This window comes from Sphingomonas donggukensis (assembly GCF_023674425.1).
Classification (GTDB): Bacteria; Pseudomonadota; Alphaproteobacteria; order Sphingomonadales; family Sphingomonadaceae; genus Sphingomonas; species Sphingomonas donggukensis.
On the sequence record NZ_CP098401.1, the window covers coordinates 605,931 to 623,624 of the forward strand.

Below are 17,694 nucleotides of genomic sequence, written 5' to 3' on the forward strand. Positions count from 1 at the left end.
ATTTCGCATGGGCCTGACGGCACTCGACATCATCGTGTTCATCGTCGTCGGCGGGGCCGCGATCACGGGGGTGATGCGCGGGTTCGTGACCGAAGTGCTGTCGCTGATGGCGTGGATCTTCGTCGTGTTCGCGCTGAAGATCTTCCACACGCCGTTGACCGCAATACTGGCGGAGAGCGTCGGCACTGCGGCGGGCGCGGCGACGCTGGCGTTTGCGGTGATCGCGGGCGTCACGTGGTTCGCGGGGCGGCTGGTCGCCAATGCGATCGGCAGCCGCACGCGCAGCTCGATCCTGGGGCCGGTCGACCGGGCGCTGGGTTTCGGGTTCGGCGCGCTGAAGGGGCTGATCCTCGCCAGCCTCGGTTTCCTGCTCCTCGTCCTGGTTATCGACACATTGGGCGGCGGGCCGACCAAGCGGCCGAAATGGATCACCAGTTCGCACACATACCCGCTGCTGAACGTCACCAGCGCGTCGATCGCCGATTTCGTCGATCGCCGGCGGCGCGGCGAGCCGGTGTTCGGGCCCGAGCCCGCACAGAATAGCTCCGCGCTCGCAAACGAAAGCTGAGGGGTGCCAAGCGCCGCCGCCTCGCCTACATCGGCGGCTGTGACCGCACCGCTCTACAACGCCCGCATCCTCCGCCTGGCCGCCAGCATCCCGAATCACGCGCGGCTGGAGGCGCCGATGGCGACAGTGGAGAAGCGGTCGCCGGTGTGCGGCAGCCGCGTGACGGTGGACGTCGCGGTCGATGACGCGGGGCGCGTATCCGACCTCGGCCTGCTGGTGCGGGCATGTGCGCTAGGGCAGGCGTCGGCGTCGCTGATGGCGGCGGAAGCTGTGGGCAAGACGCCCGCCGAACTGGCCGCGGCGCGCGATGCGCTGACCGCGTGGCTGGCTGGCGAGCGCGAGGCGGCGCCCGAATGGCCGGGGCTCGACATCTTCACTCCCGCCTTGCCGCACAGCGCTCGCCACGCCTCCATCCGCTTGGCGTTCGAAGGCGTGGCGGAAGCCGCCGCCGCCGCCGCGCGCACGCAGGCGAGGGCATGAACGCCGCCGAACACGCAGGCGGCGGCATGCTCCACGACGCCGTGCCGCTGCTCGGCTTCGCGCTGGTCTTCGTGCTCCTTTTCCGCCGGCTCGGGCTCGGTGCGACGCTCGGCTACCTCGTCGCCGGCGCGGTCGTCGGGCCGTCGGTGTTGGGCCTCGTCGGCGGGGCCGAAGGCAAGATGGACATCGCCGAGCTGGGCATCGTTCTCCTCCTCTTCCTCGTCGGGCTGGAACTGAACCCGACCCGGCTGTGGCGGATGAAGCAGGACATTTTCGCGATCGGCCTGATCCAGGTCGTCGCGTGCGGGGCTGCGATCTCCGCGATCCTGTTCGCGGCGGCGCGCTTCTCGCCCTATGCCGCACTCGCGCTCGGCATGCCGCTGGCATTGTCGTCGACCGCGCAGGTGCTTCCGATGCTGCAGTCGGCGGGGCGGATGCGGACGCCGTTTGGCGAGCGGGCCTTCTCGATCCTGCTGTTCCAGGATCTGTCGATCGTCCCGATGATCACGATCATCGCCGCAATGAGCCGCAATCCTGCCGATGCGGGCGGGCCGCCGGGATGGCTGCTGTTCGTCTATACCGTGGTCGCCATCGCCGGGCTGATCGCGGCAGGCCGCTATTTGCTGCGCCCGCTGTTCCGGCTGATCGGCAATCTGGGCGAGCGCGAGATGTTCGTGTTTGCCGGGCTGTTCACCGTCATCGCCAGTGCGGCGGTGATGGAGGCGCTGGGGCTGTCGGCGGCGCTCGGCGCGTTCATCGCGGGCATCATGCTGGCGGATTCGCCCTACCGCCACGAGCTTGAGGCCGACGTCGAGCCGTTCCGTTCGATCCTGCTCGGCCTGTTCTTCCTCGCGGTCGGCATGATGCTCGACCTGGGCGCGATCGCCGAGCGGCCCGCCTTCGTCATCGGCATGGCGGCGGTGCTGGTGGTGACGAAGGCGGCGATCATCATGGGCATCGGCCTTGCCTTCCGCATGAAATGGCGCGCGGCGCTCGCGCTCGGCCTGTTGCTCAGCCAGGGCGGCGAATTCGGGTTCGTGCTGTTCGCGCAGGCGCAGAACGCTTTCCTGATCGCGCCGGAGGCGGCCAGCCTGTTCGGGGCGATCGTCACCCTGTCGATGGCGACCACCCCGTTCCTGATGATGGCGACCAGCCGCATCCGCGCCGAGCCGGTACAGGCCGAGGAGCGCGACGGCCCGGTCGCCGATGGATCGAACGCGCTGATCGTCGGCTATGGACGGTTCGGGCAGACCGTCGGCCAGATGCTCATCACGCAAGGCATCGCGGTGACGCTGATCGACACCGACATCGAGATGATCGACGTCGCCGGCGATTTCGGCGCGAAGGTCTATTACGGCGACGGCACCCGCATCGACATGCTGCGCCAGGCGGGCGCGGCGGAGGCCGAGCTTATCCTGTTCTGCATCGACGGCGACCAGATCGATGCCGAGCTGATCGAGGGGGTCCACGCCGCCTTCCCCGACGCGGCGATCTTCGTCCGCGCGTTCGACCGGCGCGCGCTGCTGAAACTGAAGCGCGCGCCGCAGAACGGCGTGGTGCGCGAGGTGATGGAATCGGCGGTGAAGATGGCGCGGATGGCGATGGAGGCGGTCGGCGTCGATGGCGCCGAAATCGCGCAGACCGAGGACCGCTACCGCGCCAACGACCGTGAGCGGCTGCGCCTCCAGCACGAAACCGGCGACCTGCGCGCGGCGCGCGACATCATGATTACCGAGCCCGACGAGGAACGCGTGCGCGACCGCGAGCGGGGCGGGATCGCAAAGGATTGCGGATGAACTGGCTGGGCGTGGTTGCCGCGCTGTCGGGGACACTTGCCGTCGCCGCGGGGGCGTTCGGGGCGCATGGCGCGGAAGGCAAGGCCGCCGAATGGCTGCGCACGGGCGGGCAATATCAGCTGATCCACGCGGTCGCCGCGCTGGTCGCGCTGCGGCTGGAGGCGCGGGGGCCGGGGTGGATGTTCGTGGTCGGCGGCGGGGTTTTCGCGGTCACGCTGTATGCGATGGCGCTGGGTGCGCCGCGTTGGCTGGGGGCGGTGACTCCGATCGGCGGCGCGCTGCTGATCGGCGGGTGGCTGTGGTTGGCGTGGCGGCTGCGCTGAACAGTAGTGGGGCGACTTACCGCTTCTTCCGGCACGCATCCGAGCAGTAAACGACGCTCTCCCAGTCCCGCGCCCATTTCTTGCGCCAGGTGAACGGGCGGTCGCACGCCGGGCAGACCTTCGTCGGCAGGTCGCGCTTGCTAACGCCGTTGGGCATCGAGATACGCCGCGACCGCGTCCAGATCGACGGTCTTGTCGAGGTAGGTTCGCCCGATCCCGCGGGTGAGCAGGAAGGGCAGGGTGCCGGCGTCCATCTTCTTGTCGTGGAGCATGTGCGCGACCAGCGCTGTGCCGTTCGCGTCGATCCCGGCGCTCGCGGCGCTGTCGGGCAGGCCGACGGCGCGGAGGTGGGCCGCGACACGCTCGGCGTCCGCGACCGGCGCCAGCCCCTGCGCGGCGGAAAAGCCGTAGGCGAGCGCCATGCCGGCGGCGACGCCCTCTCCATGCAGCAGCCGGTCGGAGAACCCCGCCTCCGCCTCCAGCGCGTGACCGAAGGTGTGGCCGAGGTTGAGGAGCGCACGGGTGCCGGTCGTCTCGCGCTCGTCGGCGCCGACGATGCGCGCCTTGGCGGCGACGGCGTGGGCGATGGCGTAGGCGCGGGCATCCGGGTCGCCGGCGAGCAGCGCGGCGGCGTTACCCTCGCACCATGCGAAGAACTCCGGGTCGTCGATCAGGCCGTATTTGACGACCTCCGCATAGCCCGCGCGCAGGTCGCGGGGCGGCAGCGTGTCGAGCACCTGCGGGTCGATCAGGACTAGCGCGGGCTGGTGGAAGGCGCCGACCAGATTCTTGCCCGCGCGGGTGTTGATCGCGGTCTTGCCGCCGACCGATGAATCGACCTGCGCCAGCAATGTCGTCGGCACCTGCACGAACCCGCAGCCGCGTTTCAGCATGCTGCACGCGAAGCCGACGAGGTCGCCGATCACGCCGCCGCCGAGCGCAATGACGTGATCGCCACGCTCTACGCCCAGGTCGAGCAGCCGGTCGGTGAGCGCCTCCAGCGTCGCCCAGCTTTTCGAGCCCTCGCCCGGCGGCAGGACGATCGCTTCGCTGGCGACGCCAGCGGCGTTCAGCGCCGTCTGAAGCGTCGCGAGGTGTGGACGGACATTCTCGTCGGTAACGATCGCCATCGTCCGCCCGCGCGACAGCGGTTGCAGCCATGCGCCCGCGCGTGCGAGCCCCCCGGCCTCGATCACCACGTCATAGGATCGTGCGCCGAGCGCGACGCGGACGGTCGTCATAATCCGAGGGCCTTCACGATGGCGGTGACGGTGGTGTCGTGCGGCGCCTGGTAGCTGGCGATGTGGATCGGTGCCATCGCGTAGATCGGATTGCGTCGCGCGGCGAGTTCGACCAGCACGGCCAAGGGATCGCGTCCGCGCAGCAGGGGCCGAGTATCGCGGCGGCGGACGCGCTCTGCCAGCACCGCGGGATCGGCGTCGAGCCACACCGCGGTCGTCGCCGACAGGATCAGGCGCCGCGTATCCTCGTTGACGAACGCGCCGCCGCCGGTCGCGATCACTTTCGGCGTGCCGTCGATCAGGCGGGCGATGACCCGGCGCTCGCCGTCGCGGAAATAGGCCTCGCCGAAGCGTTCGAAGATCTCGGCGACGGTCATGCCCGCCGCCGCCTCGATCTCGGCATCGGCATCGACGAACGCCAGCTTCAGTCGCTGGGCCAGCCGGCGCCCCACCGTGGACTTGCCGACGCCCATCAGCCCGACCAGCACGATCGGCTTGCCGCCGTGGCCGATGACGGCTCCGTCGTTCGCGCGCGCGCCGGGATCGGGAGAGGCAGGGCGGTCTGGCGGCATGTCGACAGGGGCTATACAGCGCAGGGCCACGTCGGGCAAAAGGCCGGCGAATAGCTTTTGTGCCGTGCCCGAAAGGTGAATGATGTCGCGTCCGCTGGTAATCCTGATCGTCCTGCTCGTGGTGGTAGGCGGCGGCCTGTTCTTCCTGGCGGGGCGCGATACGGCCAAGCAGCCGACCCGCGTGGAGAAGGCGGTCGCGCTTGAAAATCTCTCGTAACCGCGCCGCCGCGGCGGCGGTCGCGATCCTGCTGGCGGGAGCAGCGTGGCTGCCCGCGACCGGGCAGGACCGCCCCGAATCGATCCTGCCGCCGGGCTTCGGCGAGCCGGTGCCGCCCGCACCCGCGCCGACGCCTGCGCCCGCACCCGGCGCGACGCCCGCACCCGGCGTGCCGGCTCCGGCAGCGCCGATCGGCGTCGCGCCGACCGACCAGCCGACGCCGTCGCCGACCCCGACCGCGACGCCGACCCCGATCGACCTGTCCGCCTATGAACTGCCCGCGTCCGCACGGCGGTCGCTGGCGGCGGTGGGGGTGATCGGGGCCGATACCGGCGGGCTCGACGGCAATGCCTTCGGCACGCAGGGCGGGCGCATGGCGGGCCTGCTGATGGAGCGGCTGTCGGCGCCGTTGCCCTCGCGCTGGCTGTCGATCGCGTTGCGCCGCGCGCTGGTGACGCAGGTAACGACACCCGCCGGCATCAACGGCGCCGATTTCGCCGCCGACCGCGCGTGGCTGCTGCTGCGCATGGGCGAGGCGGATGCGGCGCGCGCCGTCGTGCAGAGCGTCGATGTCGAGGACTATTCGCCGCGGCTGTTCCAGGTCGCGATGCAGGCGATGCTGGCGACCGGCGACCCGGCCGGCCTCTGCCCGCTGGTCGAGCCGGCGTCGAAGGTCTCGAACGAAGCCGGCTGGGGTTTCGCCCGCGCGATGTGCGCGGCGCTGGGCGGCAAGCCCGCCGCCTCCAAGGCGCTGTTTCAAGCCGCCCGCCGCCGCACCGGACGATCGATCGATTCGCTGCTCGCAGAAAAGGTCGCGGGCGCGGCGGCGAGCGGGGCGGTAACGATCGAGTGGGACGGCGTCGATCGACTGACGGCGTGGCGCTACGGCCTGGCGACCGCGACGGGCGTCGAGATTCCGCCGGCGTTGCTTGCGGGCACGCGCCCGCAGGTCGCCGGATGGCGCGCGACCGCGCCGATGCTCGATGCAAGCGCGCGTGCGCCGTTCGCGGATTACGCCGCAAGCCAGGGCATCCTGTCGAACGCGGCGCTGGTCGATCTCTATGGGGAGATCGAGGCGAGCGACGACAGCGGGAGCACAGCAGGCGCGCTCGCCCGCGACCTGCGCACAGCCTATTCGGATGCGCCGGTCACCGACCGGATGCGCACGCTGCGTCAGTTGTGGACCGAGCCGACGACCGAGCGCGGACGCTTCGCCCGACTGGTGCTGACCGCGCGCGCCGCATCCCGCATCGCGCCGACGCAGGATCTGGCCGACGACGAGACGCGCCTGATCGCGTCGATGCTGACCGCGGGGCTCGACCGCCAGGCGCTGCGCTGGTCGCGGGTCGCGGCGACGGGCAGCGACGCCTGGGCGATGCTCGCGCTAGCCGATCCACGGCGGGGACGGCGGGTCGCGGGGGACGAGGTCGGCGGATATGACGGCGGCGACGGGCGGCTGAAGGCGCGCATGCTGCTCGCCGGGCTGACCGGATTGGGTCGCGTGTCGGCGGAGGACGCGCAAGGGCTGGCCGAGCCGCTCGACGTGCGCTTCGGGGCAGAGAACAGCTGGACCCGCGCGATTGCCGCGGCGGCGCGGCGGGGCGAGGCGGGCACCGTCCTGCTGCTCACTGCGGTCGGCATGCAGACGCCCAACTGGCGCGGGGTGCCGCCCGAGGTGCTGTACCATGCCTGCGCAGCGCTGCGTCAGGTCGGGCTGGAGGGTGAGGCGCGGATGATCGCTGCCGAGGCGATCGCGCGGATCTGATCGGCGTGAGCGACGACCGCGCGCTGATCGACCGCTTCCTGGAAATGATGACGGCGGAGGCGGGTGCGGCGGCGAATACGGTCGCGGCGTATCGCACCGACCTGACGCTGGCGTCGGAGGCACTGGGCGGCGGGTTGTCCACGGCGGATGCGGCGGGGATCGCGCGGCTGGCCGACGGCTGGGCGCCGTTCGCGCGGGCGACGGTGGCGCGTAAGGCGGCGTCGCTCCGGCGGTTCTACGGCTTCCTCGCGGACGAAGGGTTGCGGGGCGACGACCCGTCAGCGGCGCTCCCACGACCGGGCGCGGCGCGGGGCCTGCCGAAGACGTTGTCGGTGGCCGATGTCGACGCGCTGTTCGCCGCCATCGCCGCGCGGCTGGCGCGCGATCCGCCCGACCCCCTCGACCTGCGGCTCGCCGCGCTGGTCGAACTGCTGTACGGATCGGGGCTGCGCGCGACCGAACTGGTGTCGCTGCCGCGAGGGGCGATCCATCCCGATCGCCCGTATCTGATCCTGCGCGGCAAGGGCGGGCGTGAGCGGATGGTGCCGATTTCGGACCGGGCACGTGCCGCGGTCGCGGCATGGCGCGATGCGACGGCGGAGGGCGCCTGGCTGTTCCCCTCGGGCAAGGGGCATCTGTCGCGCGTGCGCCTGCACCAGTTGATGAAGGCGCTGGCGGCAGCCGCCGGCATCCCCCCCGCGCGCGTCAGTCCGCACGTCCTGCGCCACGCCTTCGCCACCCATCTGCTCGCCGGCGGGGCGGATCTGCGCGCACTGCAGGCGATGCTCGGCCATGCCGACATCGCCACCACCGAAATCTACACGCATGTCGAGACGAGCCGGCTGGTCGAACTGGTCAACACCCGCCACCCCCTCGTTGACGTAGCGAAACGCCGCGCCTAGCGCGCTGACGCATGGATAGTTTTCTCGATTTCGAAAAGCCGATCGCCGAATTGCAGGGGCGAATCGACGAACTGCGCGAAACCGCCGCCAATGGCGAGGTCGACATCGATGCAGAGGTCGGCAAGCTCCAGGCCAAGTCGGACAAGCTGCTGCGCGAAACCTATGCGAAGCTGTCGCCGTGGCAGAAGACGCAGGTCGCGCGCCATCCGCAGCGTCCGCATCTGAAGGATTATATCGCCGGCCTGATCGAGGATTTCATGCCGCTGGGCGGCGACCGCGCGTTTGCGGACGATCAGGCGATCATCGGCGGCCTGGGTACGCTCCGCGGTCGCAAGGTCATGGTGATCGGCCATGAGAAGGGCGACGACACTGCCAGCCGCCTTCGCCACAATTTCGGGATGGGCAAGCCGGAGGGCTATCGCAAGGCGATCCGGCTGATGAAGCTGGCCGACCGATTCGGCCTGCCGGTGGTTACCCTGGTCGACACCTCGGGCGCGTTTCCCGGCGTGCAGGCGGAGGAGCGCGGCCAGGCGGAGGCGATCGCCCGCTCGACCGAGGCGTGCCTCGAAATCGGCGTGCCGCTGATTTCGGCGATCGTGGGCGAGGGCGGCTCAGGCGGCGCGGTGGCGCTGGCGACCGGCAATACTGTGCTGATGTTCGAGCACGCGGTCTATTCGGTGATCTCGCCCGAGGGGTGCGCGTCGATCCTGTGGCGCACCGCCGACAAGGCGCCCGAAGCGGCTGAGGCGATGAAGGTCACCGCGCAGCATCTGAAGGATCTGGGCGTCATCGACGCCATCGTCCCCGAGCCGCTGGGCGGCGCACACCGCGCGCCCGACAGCGCGATCGATGCGCTCGGCGATGCGTTGGTCAAGGCGCTGGCGGCATTCGACGGGCAGGACGGATCTGAGGTGCGCACCGCACGCAGAAAGAAATTCCTGGCGATCGGAAGGCTTTAGCGGCCCCTTCTGCGTTTTTATAGCAAATCGACGCAAAAAGGGCGGCGAAGTCAGTGACTTCGCCGCCCTTCCTGTAATCGCGAAGGAAGGCTTACGAAGCCTTCATGTTCGACGTGACGTTGCCGAAGGTCTTGGTCAGCTGGTTGCCCAGGCCCTGCATGGCAGCGATGGCAGCGACGGCGATCAGCGCGGCGATCAGGCCGTACTCGATCGCGGTGGCGCCCTTGGAATTCTTCAGGAAGGTGCGAATCTTCTGCATGATGGTCTCCACTGTTCGTAAAACTTCAGTCACCCGGCTGAGGCCGGGGAGCCCGGATCAGCAACGCCCGGTCTAGGCGGGGGAGGTTGATAAAAGGTTTAAGCGTCGCGACGATTGTCACGCGCGCGATCAGCCGCCGGTGGAGGCGCGCACTGCGGTGCTGACGTTGTTCCACATGCTGGTCGTCTGCCCGCCGAGCGCGATGATCGACACCATCACGACCAGCACGACCAGCGACAGGATCAGGCCGTATTCGACCGCGGTCGCGGCCTTGCGATCGGCGCGAATCGCGGCAAGGAGGCGGCTGGCGGATGCGGTCAGGCGAAACATCGTTAGCTGGCTTACCGGCGGAAGGGTTAATGCGGTGTCACCGACCAATGCGAAATCGCTGGAATTGCTGCACGTCGTAGCGGTCGCGATGATCGACGGCGATGGCCGCGTGCTGATCCAGCAGCGTCCGCCGGGCAAGCCGATGGCGGGGCTGTGGGAGTTCCCGGGCGGCAAGATCGACGGCGGCGAAACCCCCGAAGCGGCGCTGATCCGCGAGCTCGACGAGGAACTGGGCGTGTCGGTCGAGCAAGCGTGCCTGGCTCCGGCGGCGTTCGCCAGCGAGGCGCTGGGCGAGCGGCATCTGCTGTTGCTGCTCTACGCCTGCCGGAAATGGCGCGGGACGCCCGAGCCGCGCCACGCGACGGCGTTGCGATGGGTTCGCCCGCATGAGTTGTACGCCATCGACATGCCGCCGGCCGATCGCCCGCTGATCGGGCTACTCGATGCGCTGATCTAGCGCGGCGGCGAGCGACGCGGTCGCGCTGCCGCGCCGCGCCGGCTTCGGCTGTGACGGGTCGGGTGCCCAACCGGTGACGAAGATGATCTCGAATCGTTCGGGGATGCGCCCGTCGGCGTCGGCGTGGGCCGCATAGGCATCGGCGATGCGCGCCAGCGTCCCACGCTTCATCGGCACGCGCCCGGCCAGCACATTGCTCGCCGCCATCCCGCGCAGGTCGCGGAACAGGCCGAAGACGTCGCCGTAGCGCACCGCCAGCGTTTCCGCATCGGCGACCGGCAGCGCGAAGCCGGCGCGCACCATCAGGTCGCCCGCCGACCGCACGTCGATCTGCGGATGCAGGCGCGCCGCACCCGGATCGGCGGACCGCAGCGCCGCGCGCAGCGTCGCCAGCGTGCCCGCGCCGAGGAAGGCGCCGAGGAACAGCCCGTCGGGGCGAAGCGCGCGGCGGATCAGCGCGAGCGCGCCCGGGAGGTCGTTGACGCTGTCGAGCACCCCCGCCGACACCACCAGGTCGAACGCGGCGTCGGCAAAGGCCGGGCGGCCCTCGTCGGTCTGGACTCCGCCGCGCGCGAACACCGCGCCGGCATCGCTGCGGGTGATCGTCGCGCCGGGCAGCGCGAAGCTTCCGTCCGCGCAGCCGAGGTCGAGCACGTCGCGGAAGTCGCGGCGTACGCTCGCCAGCCGATCGTGGATCCCCTCCAGCATCGCCTCGCGCACGAAGGCGAAGTCGCCCCAGTGCGCGGCGGCGCGGTCGCGGCGCAGGCGGCGGGCGGCGGAATCGAAGATTTCGGGAATATCCACAGGGGTCGCTTGTGCGCGGAGCCGCGGGGCGGGACAAGGGGGGGTGATCGCCCCGTTTGCCCGCATCGTCGCGCTTGCGCTGCCGCCGCGGTGCCCGGGCTGTGGGGCGGTGACGGAGGCTGACCACCGGTTCTGCGCGGCGTGCTGGGGATCGCTCGACTTCCTCGGGCCGCCGTGGTGCGCGGGCTGTGCGCTGCCCTTCGCGTTCGACCGCGGGGCGGGGGCGATGTGCGGCGCGTGCCTGGCCGACCCGCCGCCCCATGCCGGCGCGCGGGCGGCGGTCGCCTATGGGGAGGTCGCGAGCCGGCTGGCGCTTCGGCTGAAATACGGTGGGCGGACGGCGTTCGCGGGGACGGCGGCGCGGCTGATGCTGCGGCTGGTGCCGGACGACACCGACCTGCTGGTGCCGGTACCCCTCCATCGCTGGCGGCTGTGGGGGCGGGGATATAACCAGGCGGCGCTGATCGCGGGTGCGCTGGCGTCCCTCGGCGGGCGGCGGCACTTGCCGGCCCTGCTGACGCGAACGCGCGCGACGCCGATCCTGCGCGGGCTGGGGCGGCGGGGGCGGACGAAGGCGGTTGCCGGGGCCTTCGCGGTCGCGCCGCAGCGCCGCGCCGAGGTGAAGGGCAAGCGCGTCGTGCTGGTCGACGACGTCTTCACCACCGGCGCCACCGCCCGCGCCTGCGCCGCCGTGCTGATGCGCGCCGGAGCCACATCGGTCACCATCCTGTGCTGGGCGCGGGTCGTCGCGGAGGATGACGCAGCGGAGGTCGCCGAGTTGACATTGCCCGCCGCCGAACTCACCTGAAGGGGATGGCACAGGTCGAAATCTATACGAAGGCGTTCTGCCCCTATTGCTCGCGGGCGCTGCGCCTGCTCGGTGAGAAGGGCGTCACCCCGTCCGAATATGACGTGACGATGGGCGGCCCGAAAAAGGCCGAGATGGTCGAGCGTTCGGGGCGGATGACGATGCCGCAGATCTTCATCGATGGCGCGCATATCGGCGGCTACGACGACATGGCCGCGCTGGACCGCGCCGGAAAGCTCGACGCGCTGCTGACGGCATGAGGGCTGCCGTCCTCCAGATGACCGGCGGCATCGATCCGCGCGCCAATGCGCGGACGCTGACGACGGCTCTGACGGAGGCGAAGGCGGGCGGCGCGGCGATGCTGTTCACACCCGAGATGTCGGGCCTGATCGACCGCGACCGCGCGCGGGCGGCGTCGTCGATCGTCGCCGAGGCGGACGATCCCGCCCTGTCGGACGTGCGCGAGGCAGCGGCGCGCGCCGGCATCTGGGTGCATCTCGGCTCGCTCGCGGTCCGCCGCGACGACGGGCGCTATGCCAACCGCGGCTTCGTGATCGACGACACCGGCGCGATCCGCGCGCGCTATGACAAGCTCCACCTGTTCGACGTCGACCTGCCCACGGGCGAAAGCTGGCGCGAGTCGGCGGCCTATGCACCGGGCGAGGCCGCGGTGGTGGTGGCGACGCCGGTCGGGATGCTTGGCCTGTCGGTCTGCTACGACCTGCGCTTCCCCGACCTCTACCGCGCGCTGAGCGACGCCGGGGCTGAGGTGCTGGCAGTCCCGGCGGCGTTCACGGTGCCGACGGGCAAAGCGCATTGGCACGTGCTGCTGCGCGCGCGGGCGATCGAGGCGGGCGCCCATGTCATCGCCGCCGCGCAATGGGGCCGGCACGAGGACGGACGCGCTACCTATGGCCATTCGCTCGGCATCGACCCGTGGGGCGAGGTGGTGCTCGACATGGGCGAGGGCGTCGGGGTCGGGTTTGTCGAGATCGACCCGGCACGCCGGAGCGACGTCCACGCGCGAATACCGGTGCTGGCGCACCGCCGCGCGATCCCGCCTGTGACGGTGCTCGGATGATCGTATTCGACCTGAAATGCGCCCATGCTCACATATTCGAAGCGTGGTTCGCATCGAGCGCGGCCTATGACGACCAGCGCGCGCAGGGGCTGCTGCTCTGCCCGATCTGCGGCGACAGCGATGTCGCGAAAGCGGTGATGGCGCCGAATATCGCCTCCAAGGGCAACCAGGCGACCGCCAATCCGCGCCCGGACGCTGCGATGAAGGCGGCGATCGCGGCGCTCGCCAAGGCGCAGGCCGCCGCGCTCGAATCCTCGACCTGGGTCGGCACCGCCTTCGCCGATACCGCGCGGGCGATGCACGCCGGCGACCGCGACACCGCGCCGATCCACGGCCAGGCGACCCGCGCCGAGGCACGGGCGCTGGCGGAGGACGGCGTCCCCGTCGCCCCGCTGCTCGTGCCGATAGTGCCGCCGGAGGCGGTGAACTAGCGGCGCACAGGCTGCATCGCGATCGGTGGAATGTCAGTGTCGGGAGGCCGCGTGGTGGCCCCGAGAGGATTCGAACCTCCGGCCTGCGGTTTAGGAAACCGTCGCTCTATCCGGCTGAGCTACGGGGCCACGCGGCGACGCGTTTAGGCAGCGGGCGGCAAGGGGTCAAAAGGAAAAGGACGCCGGCGCTGCGGGCGCCGACGTCCTTGCGATCTCGTCCGGAACGCCCGGGTTCAGGCGGCCGGGGTCGTCTCGATCGCCGAGGGCTGGGCCGGGGCCTTGCCCATCTGCGCCTGCTTCGCGAACACGTCGCGCATCAGCGCGAGCGAGAACAGGTGCGCGTAGATCAGCGGCAGCATGCCCGACTGCGCCATCTTGCGCAGCTGGTCGCCGCGCAGCTCGTTCAGCTTCGCTTCGTCGATCATCTGGAAGCCGCGGTACACGAACGGCTGCGCCGCGCCCTCGGGCTGGATCGAGACTTCGCCGTCGATCATCAGGCCCAGGTCGCGCACTTCCTTGACGAAGGCGGCGGTCTTCTGGCCGGCCTGCTCGAACTGCTCGGCGAACGACAGGATCGCCTTGGTCAGCTCGGTCGGCTGGCCGTTCTCGAACAGGCGCTCGCCCTCCTCGAACGCGCCGATCGTGTCCGACGACGGGTCGAAGCACAGCGACAGCTCATCGGCATCCGGGCGCAGGCGAGCGAGCAGATAGGGATAGCGGCGGACATAGGCCGGGACATAGGTCTCGGGATCGAGCAGCTTGCCCTCGCCGTCGAGGAACACGTTGACGCCCTCGTTCAGGCCCATCAGCGCCAGCGGCACGGGATCGTCGCCCACCGCGAACACGATCGGCATGCGCCGCGCGACCATCGGGAATTCCTCGACCGTCAGCGGCACGGCGTGCTGGTTCGCCAGGAACGGCGCCGCGTTCGCAGGCTGGATGCGCCAGTCGGCATGCTCCTCGCTCGAAAGCGGGCGGAGGTCGTTGTAGAACAGCGGAAGTGCGTCGGCGCCGGGCGCGGTAGCCATCGGAATTCTCTCCTGGATCGACCGTGGTCGAAGGTCTTGGGGTCGAAATGCGGTCGCCCGCTCGCGCGCGATTAACCCGCGCGCACTGGGCGATGGGGGGCGTCTCTAGGCGCGCGGGCGGCGCGACGCAAGCGATTGCCGTGATCGCTTTACACCCTGCAAGCACTGGATTATTGCCCGTCAGCCAAGTTGGGGCCGGGGGGCTTTCCAGCGGACGCGGCATCCGAAGTGCGGTGGCTGGGAGCGGGTTCCATCCACGCGCGACGACGGTCTTGCAGGAGCGTTGCCGTCTTGTTTTCGCGTTGCCGACGCCTTGCGCCGTTCACCGTCGTTCCGTTCGCCGCCACCCTGCTCGGGGGCACCGCGATGGCGCAGGTGGCCAGTCCGCCCAATTCGCTGATCGTCGATCCGCAGCAGGGGGCGACCCCGCGTCCGATCGCGCCCGCCCCGTCGCCTACGCCACCCGCTACGACGACTGCCGCTCCGGCGCCCAGCGCGTCGCCGGTTGCGCCGGTTCAGGCGGGGCCGGCAATCACGCTCCAGCCGCTGCGCGGGCAGGCGGGGCCGGTGATCGCCGACCAGCCGCTGCCACCGCGTGCGCAAGGCGGGCTGCCCTCGCCCAGCGACAATCCGCTGGCGATCGATGCAAAGACTGACCCGATCCTGCGCCTGGCGATCGCCACCGCCGATCCGCAGACGTTTTCGGCGGCGATCCGCGCGGTCGTCGCGCGCAATCCTGCGGCGGGAGAGGCCGACGCCCGCCGCGACGAGACGGTGGCCGCGCGCAACGAGGCGCGCGCGACGCAATATCCGGTCGCTGACCTCTCGCTCAGCCATTTCCGCGTGATCGACCGCGATTTCTCAAACGATCCGCAGAACGTCCTCGAACGCTCGCGCCCGCGCAAGCGGACCGACGCGCTGCTCAGGATCCAGCAGCCGCTGGTCGATTTCGGCCTGTCGAAGAATAGGATCGGTGCGGGCAATCGCCGGGTCGAGGCGTCGATCGCGGCGATCGACGACACCGCGCAGCAGGTTGCGATGCGGGGCATCGCCACCTGGTACCAGCTGTTCGCCTATCGCGCGTTGGTGTCGCTGAGCCAGGGCTTCGTCGAGGGGCAGACGGCGCTGCGCGGTGCGATCGAGCAGCGCGTGAAGCAGGGCTATGCTGCCCAGGGCGACGTCGCCCAGGTCGAAAGCTACATCGCCGCGGCGTCGGCCCAACTCGCCCAGTACCGCCGCCAGCTGGCGACTGCCGAGGCGCAGTACCAGGCGTTGACCGGCGCGCCCGCCCCCGACGGCTTCGGTCGCGCGCCGGCCGCGGTCGTGAACGTCAGCCGCGAGCGTGCCGAAGCCGATGCCGAGGCGTCGCCCGGCGTGCGCTCGGCACGATCGGCGGCGGAAGCCGCGCGCTACGATGCCAAGGCGGCGAAGAGCACGGCCTATCCCGGCGTCAGCCTGGGGGTGGACGCCGGGCGCTACGGCCTGATCGAGAACGATCGCGACTATGACATCCGCGGCACCGTCACCCTGACGCAGCGCGTCGGCGGCGGCATCGACCAGCGGATCGACCAGGCGGCGGCGCGTGCGCGCGGCGCGGAGGCGACGTACGAGCGCATCCGGCAGGACGCGGTGCGCGATGCAGCGATCGCGTGGGCCGACGTCGCCGCGCTGGAGGAGGCCGAAGCCGCCATCCGCGACAATTACCTGGCGACCCGCCAGTCGCGCGATGTGCTGGCCGAGCGGTTCCGGGTGTCGCGCGGCACGCTGTTCGATCTGCTGGGCGCCGAGGCCAATTATTTCAACGTCGCCGCCCGCTATGTCGAATCGGTCACCGAACTCGATATCGCGCGCTACACACTGCTGGCGCGGCGCGGCAAACTGCTCGATGCTTTCGGCATCGCACCTGCTGGACTGGACCGTCGATGAGCTTTCCCGAGACCCACGGCCACGATGGTCATCCCGGCGTCCGCCCGCCGCGCTTTGCCGCCTGGCTCGCCGAGCCGATGCTACGCAACAAATCGGTCTATCTGAAGGTCGCGGTCGCGGCGGCGATGATCAACCTGTTCGGCCTCGTCGTGTCGCTGTTCACCATGACGGTGTACGACCGCGTCGTCCCGAACATGGCGTTTTCTTCGCTGACGGCGCTATCGATCGGCGTCGGCATCGTGCTGGTGTTCGATTTCGTGCTGCGGATCCTGCGTGCCTATTTCGTCGATATCGCCGGCGCCGACATCGACCGCGAGATCGGCGGCAACGTGTTCGACCGGCTGATGCGCATCCGCCTCGACACGAAGAAGAGCTCGACCGGCGCGCTCGCCGGCATGATGCGCGAGCTGGAGACGCTGCGCGACTTCTTCGCCAGCGCATCGATGACCGCGCTGGTCGACGTGCCGTTCATCGTCATCACGCTGATCTTCATCGCGGTGATCGGCGGCTGGCTGGTGATGGTGCCGCTGCTGGTCGTGCCGCTGATCGTCGGCGCGGGGTATTTCACCCAGCCTGCGATGGATCGCCTCTCGGCGCGTTCGATGCGCGAGGGGCAGCAGAAACAGTCGGTGCTGTTCGAATCGATCGGCAGCCTGGAAATGGTGAAGTCCGCCAACGCCGCGCCGCTGCTCCGCCGCCGCTGGCTGCGCGCGATCGACGACCATGCCGACAGCTCGCTGCGCGGGCGCCTGGTGTCGACGATCGCGGTGACGATCGCTTCGTCGGGCAATTCGATCGCCTATGTCGGCGTCGTCATCGTCGGCGTCTTCCTGATCGCGTCGCACGACCTGACGACCGGCGGGCTGATTGCCTGTTCGATCCTGGCGGGGCGCGCGGTCCAGCCGCTCGGCACGATCGCGCAGCTGCTGACCCGCCTGTCGGCGACACGCACTGCGTACAAGCAGATCGATACGATGATGCAGACCGCGCCCGAAGGGCCGACGAGCGGTGCGCTTCACCCCGCGCGGTTGCAGGGCGCGGTCGAATTCCGCGGCGTCGAGTTCAAATATCCGGGCGCTGCCGAGCGCACGCTGAACGGCGTCAGCTTCGCGATCCGTCCGGGCGAGAAGGTCGCGCTGCTTGGCCGCGTCGGGTCGGGCAAGTCGACGCTGCTGCGCCTGCTGCTCGGCCTCTACGAGCCGCAGGACGGGCTCGTGATGATCGACGGCACCGACATCCGCCAGTTCGATCCGGTCGCCCTGCGCAGCCAGATGGGCGTGGCGATCCAGGATCCGGTATTGCTGTCCGGATCGGTGCGCGAGAACATCCTGCTCGACCGCGCCGGCCACGGTGACGAGGAGATGCTGCGGGTTTCCGAACTGTCGGGAAGCCACGGCTTCATGGGGCAGATCGCCAACGGCTACGACCTGAAGCTGGCCGATCGGGGCGAGGGATTGTCGGGCGGACAGCGCCAGTCGATCACCATCGCCCGCGCGCTGGTCGGCAATCCGTCGATCCTGCTGTTCGACGAACCGACGAGCGCGATGGACGCGCAGACCGAAACCGCGCTGATCGACCGGTTGCAGGAGGAGCTGGCCGGGCGGACGATGCTGTTGGTGTCGCACCGCAACGCGCTGCTCCGCCTGGTCGACCGCATCATCATCATCGAGGGGGGCCGCGTCGCGCACGACGGCCCGCGCGACCAGGTGCTCGCCGCCCTCCAGCGCCCCCGCGCAGCCTGAAAAGC

At 70.2% G+C, this 17,694-nt stretch carries 22 protein-coding genes and 1 tRNA gene; 15 read left to right on the forward strand and 8 right to left on the reverse strand.

The window, feature by feature from the left end:
• Positions 1–7 precede the first annotated feature (7 nt).
• Genes M9980_RS02995 through M9980_RS03010 form a run of 4 tightly spaced genes read left to right on the forward strand, consistent with a single transcriptional unit; the run spans position 8 to position 3,167 of the window.
• Entirely contained in the window at positions 8–568 is a 561-nt protein-coding gene (locus tag M9980_RS02995; protein WP_250753174.1) for a CvpA family protein, read from the forward strand.
• A gap of 39 nt (positions 569–607) precedes the next feature.
• Positions 608–1,048 (forward strand): iron-sulfur cluster assembly scaffold protein, encoded by a 441-nt coding sequence (locus M9980_RS03000; RefSeq protein ID WP_250753176.1) that lies wholly within the window; start codon positions 608–610, stop codon positions 1,046–1,048.
• On the forward strand, positions 1,045–2,844 hold the full coding sequence (locus M9980_RS03005; protein WP_250753178.1) for a cation:proton antiporter domain-containing protein: 1,800 nt from the start codon (positions 1,045–1,047) through the stop codon (positions 2,842–2,844). Before M9980_RS03000 ends, M9980_RS03005 begins: the two co-directional genes overlap by 4 nt.
• Positions 2,841–3,167 carry a DUF423 domain-containing protein gene (locus M9980_RS03010; protein ID WP_250753180.1) on the forward strand — a complete coding sequence of 109 codons (327 nt, stop codon included), beginning with the start codon at positions 2,841–2,843 and terminating at the stop codon, positions 3,165–3,167. Before M9980_RS03005 ends, M9980_RS03010 begins: the two co-directional genes overlap by 4 nt.
• 16 nt (positions 3,168–3,183) lie before the next feature.
• Here the strand turns inward: M9980_RS03010 and M9980_RS03015 are convergent, their stop codons facing one another.
• From M9980_RS03015 to M9980_RS03025, 3 genes are read right to left on the reverse strand one after another with little or no spacing between them, the layout of a single operon-like run.
• Positions 3,184–3,324 carry a DUF2256 domain-containing protein gene (locus M9980_RS03015; protein ID WP_250753182.1) on the reverse strand — a complete coding sequence of 47 codons (141 nt, stop codon included), beginning with the start codon at positions 3,322–3,324 and terminating at the stop codon, positions 3,184–3,186.
• Positions 3,308–4,408, reverse strand: a complete 1,101-nt coding sequence (aroB, locus tag M9980_RS03020; RefSeq protein ID WP_250753184.1) for a 3-dehydroquinate synthase — start codon at positions 4,406–4,408, stop codon at positions 3,308–3,310. Before aroB ends, M9980_RS03015 begins: the two co-directional genes overlap by 17 nt.
• Positions 4,405–4,881: a shikimate kinase gene (locus tag M9980_RS03025; protein WP_250755042.1), complete on the reverse strand. Its 477-nt coding sequence runs from the start codon at positions 4,879–4,881 to the stop codon at positions 4,405–4,407. The genes aroB and M9980_RS03025 overlap by 4 nt, the downstream gene beginning before the upstream one ends.
• 178 nt (positions 4,882–5,059) lie before the next feature.
• Between M9980_RS03025 and M9980_RS03030 the strand changes: the two genes are divergently transcribed.
• The 4 genes from M9980_RS03030 to M9980_RS03045 are packed head-to-tail and all read left to right on the forward strand — an operon-like array spanning position 5,060 to position 8,823.
• Positions 5,060–5,197 (forward strand): hypothetical protein, encoded by a 138-nt coding sequence (locus M9980_RS03030; protein ID WP_250753186.1) that lies wholly within the window; start codon positions 5,060–5,062, stop codon positions 5,195–5,197.
• Positions 5,181–6,962 (forward strand): hypothetical protein, encoded by a 1,782-nt coding sequence (locus tag M9980_RS03035; protein WP_250753188.1) that lies wholly within the window; start codon positions 5,181–5,183, stop codon positions 6,960–6,962. The genes M9980_RS03030 and M9980_RS03035 overlap by 17 nt, the downstream gene beginning before the upstream one ends.
• Positions 6,963–6,967: 5 nt before the next feature.
• Entirely contained in the window at positions 6,968–7,864 is an 897-nt protein-coding gene (locus M9980_RS03040) for a tyrosine-type recombinase/integrase (protein WP_250753191.1), read from the forward strand.
• Between the two features lie 11 nt (positions 7,865–7,875).
• Complete coding sequence (locus M9980_RS03045) at positions 7,876–8,823, forward strand: acetyl-CoA carboxylase carboxyltransferase subunit alpha (protein WP_250753193.1); 948 nt, start codon at positions 7,876–7,878, stop codon at positions 8,821–8,823.
• Positions 8,824–8,914: 91 nt separating this feature from the next.
• Here the strand turns inward: M9980_RS03045 and M9980_RS03050 are convergent, their stop codons facing one another.
• Positions 8,915–9,082, reverse strand: a complete 168-nt coding sequence (locus tag M9980_RS03050; RefSeq protein ID WP_250753195.1) for a Flp family type IVb pilin — start codon at positions 9,080–9,082, stop codon at positions 8,915–8,917.
• A gap of 129 nt (positions 9,083–9,211) precedes the next feature.
• Positions 9,212–9,412: a Flp family type IVb pilin gene (locus M9980_RS03055; protein WP_250753198.1), complete on the reverse strand. Its 201-nt coding sequence runs from the start codon at positions 9,410–9,412 to the stop codon at positions 9,212–9,214.
• An 88-nt stretch (positions 9,413–9,500) separates the two neighbouring features.
• Here M9980_RS03055 and M9980_RS03060 point away from each other — a divergent pair, with 88 nt between their 5' ends.
• Complete coding sequence (locus M9980_RS03060) at positions 9,501–9,869, forward strand: (deoxy)nucleoside triphosphate pyrophosphohydrolase (RefSeq protein WP_250755043.1); 369 nt, start codon at positions 9,501–9,503, stop codon at positions 9,867–9,869.
• On the opposite strand, the gene M9980_RS03065 is transcribed toward M9980_RS03060, so the two are convergent.
• The gene (locus tag M9980_RS03065; RefSeq protein ID WP_250753200.1) at positions 9,849–10,673 is read right to left on the reverse strand and encodes a methyltransferase domain-containing protein; all 825 of its coding nucleotides are present in this window, start codon (positions 10,671–10,673) and stop codon (positions 9,849–9,851) included. The two genes, M9980_RS03060 and M9980_RS03065, sit on opposite strands and share 21 nt — an antisense overlap.
• A gap of 43 nt (positions 10,674–10,716) precedes the next feature.
• On the opposite strand from M9980_RS03065, the gene M9980_RS03070 reads away from it, so the two are divergent.
• The 4 genes from M9980_RS03070 to M9980_RS03085 are packed head-to-tail and all read left to right on the forward strand — an operon-like array spanning position 10,717 to position 12,993.
• Entirely contained in the window at positions 10,717–11,481 is a 765-nt protein-coding gene (locus M9980_RS03070) for a ComF family protein (RefSeq protein WP_250753202.1), read from the forward strand.
• Between the two features lie 5 nt (positions 11,482–11,486).
• Complete coding sequence (grxC, locus tag M9980_RS03075; RefSeq protein WP_250753205.1) at positions 11,487–11,741, forward strand: glutaredoxin 3; 255 nt, start codon at positions 11,487–11,489, stop codon at positions 11,739–11,741.
• The gene (locus M9980_RS03080) at positions 11,738–12,562 is read left to right on the forward strand and encodes a carbon-nitrogen hydrolase family protein (protein ID WP_250753207.1); all 825 of its coding nucleotides are present in this window, start codon (positions 11,738–11,740) and stop codon (positions 12,560–12,562) included. The genes grxC and M9980_RS03080 overlap by 4 nt, the downstream gene beginning before the upstream one ends.
• Complete coding sequence (locus M9980_RS03085) at positions 12,559–12,993, forward strand: DUF1178 family protein (protein ID WP_250753210.1); 435 nt, start codon at positions 12,559–12,561, stop codon at positions 12,991–12,993. Before M9980_RS03080 ends, M9980_RS03085 begins: the two co-directional genes overlap by 4 nt.
• 52 nt (positions 12,994–13,045) lie before the next feature.
• On the opposite strand, the gene M9980_RS03090 is transcribed toward M9980_RS03085, so the two are convergent.
• Positions 13,046–13,122, reverse strand: a tRNA-Arg gene (locus tag M9980_RS03090).
• A 104-nt stretch (positions 13,123–13,226) separates the two neighbouring features.
• Complete coding sequence (locus M9980_RS03095) at positions 13,227–14,021, reverse strand: SapC family protein (protein WP_250753211.1); 795 nt, start codon at positions 14,019–14,021, stop codon at positions 13,227–13,229.
• A 291-nt stretch (positions 14,022–14,312) separates the two neighbouring features.
• On the opposite strand from M9980_RS03095, the gene M9980_RS03100 reads away from it, so the two are divergent.
• A complete protein-coding gene (locus M9980_RS03100) occupies positions 14,313–15,947 on the forward strand; it encodes a TolC family protein (protein WP_250753213.1) in 1,635 nt (544 codons plus the stop codon).
• Positions 15,944–17,689: a type I secretion system permease/ATPase gene (locus M9980_RS03105; protein WP_250753215.1), complete on the forward strand. Its 1,746-nt coding sequence runs from the start codon at positions 15,944–15,946 to the stop codon at positions 17,687–17,689. The genes M9980_RS03100 and M9980_RS03105 overlap by 4 nt, the downstream gene beginning before the upstream one ends.
• Positions 17,690–17,694: the final 5 nt, after the last annotated feature.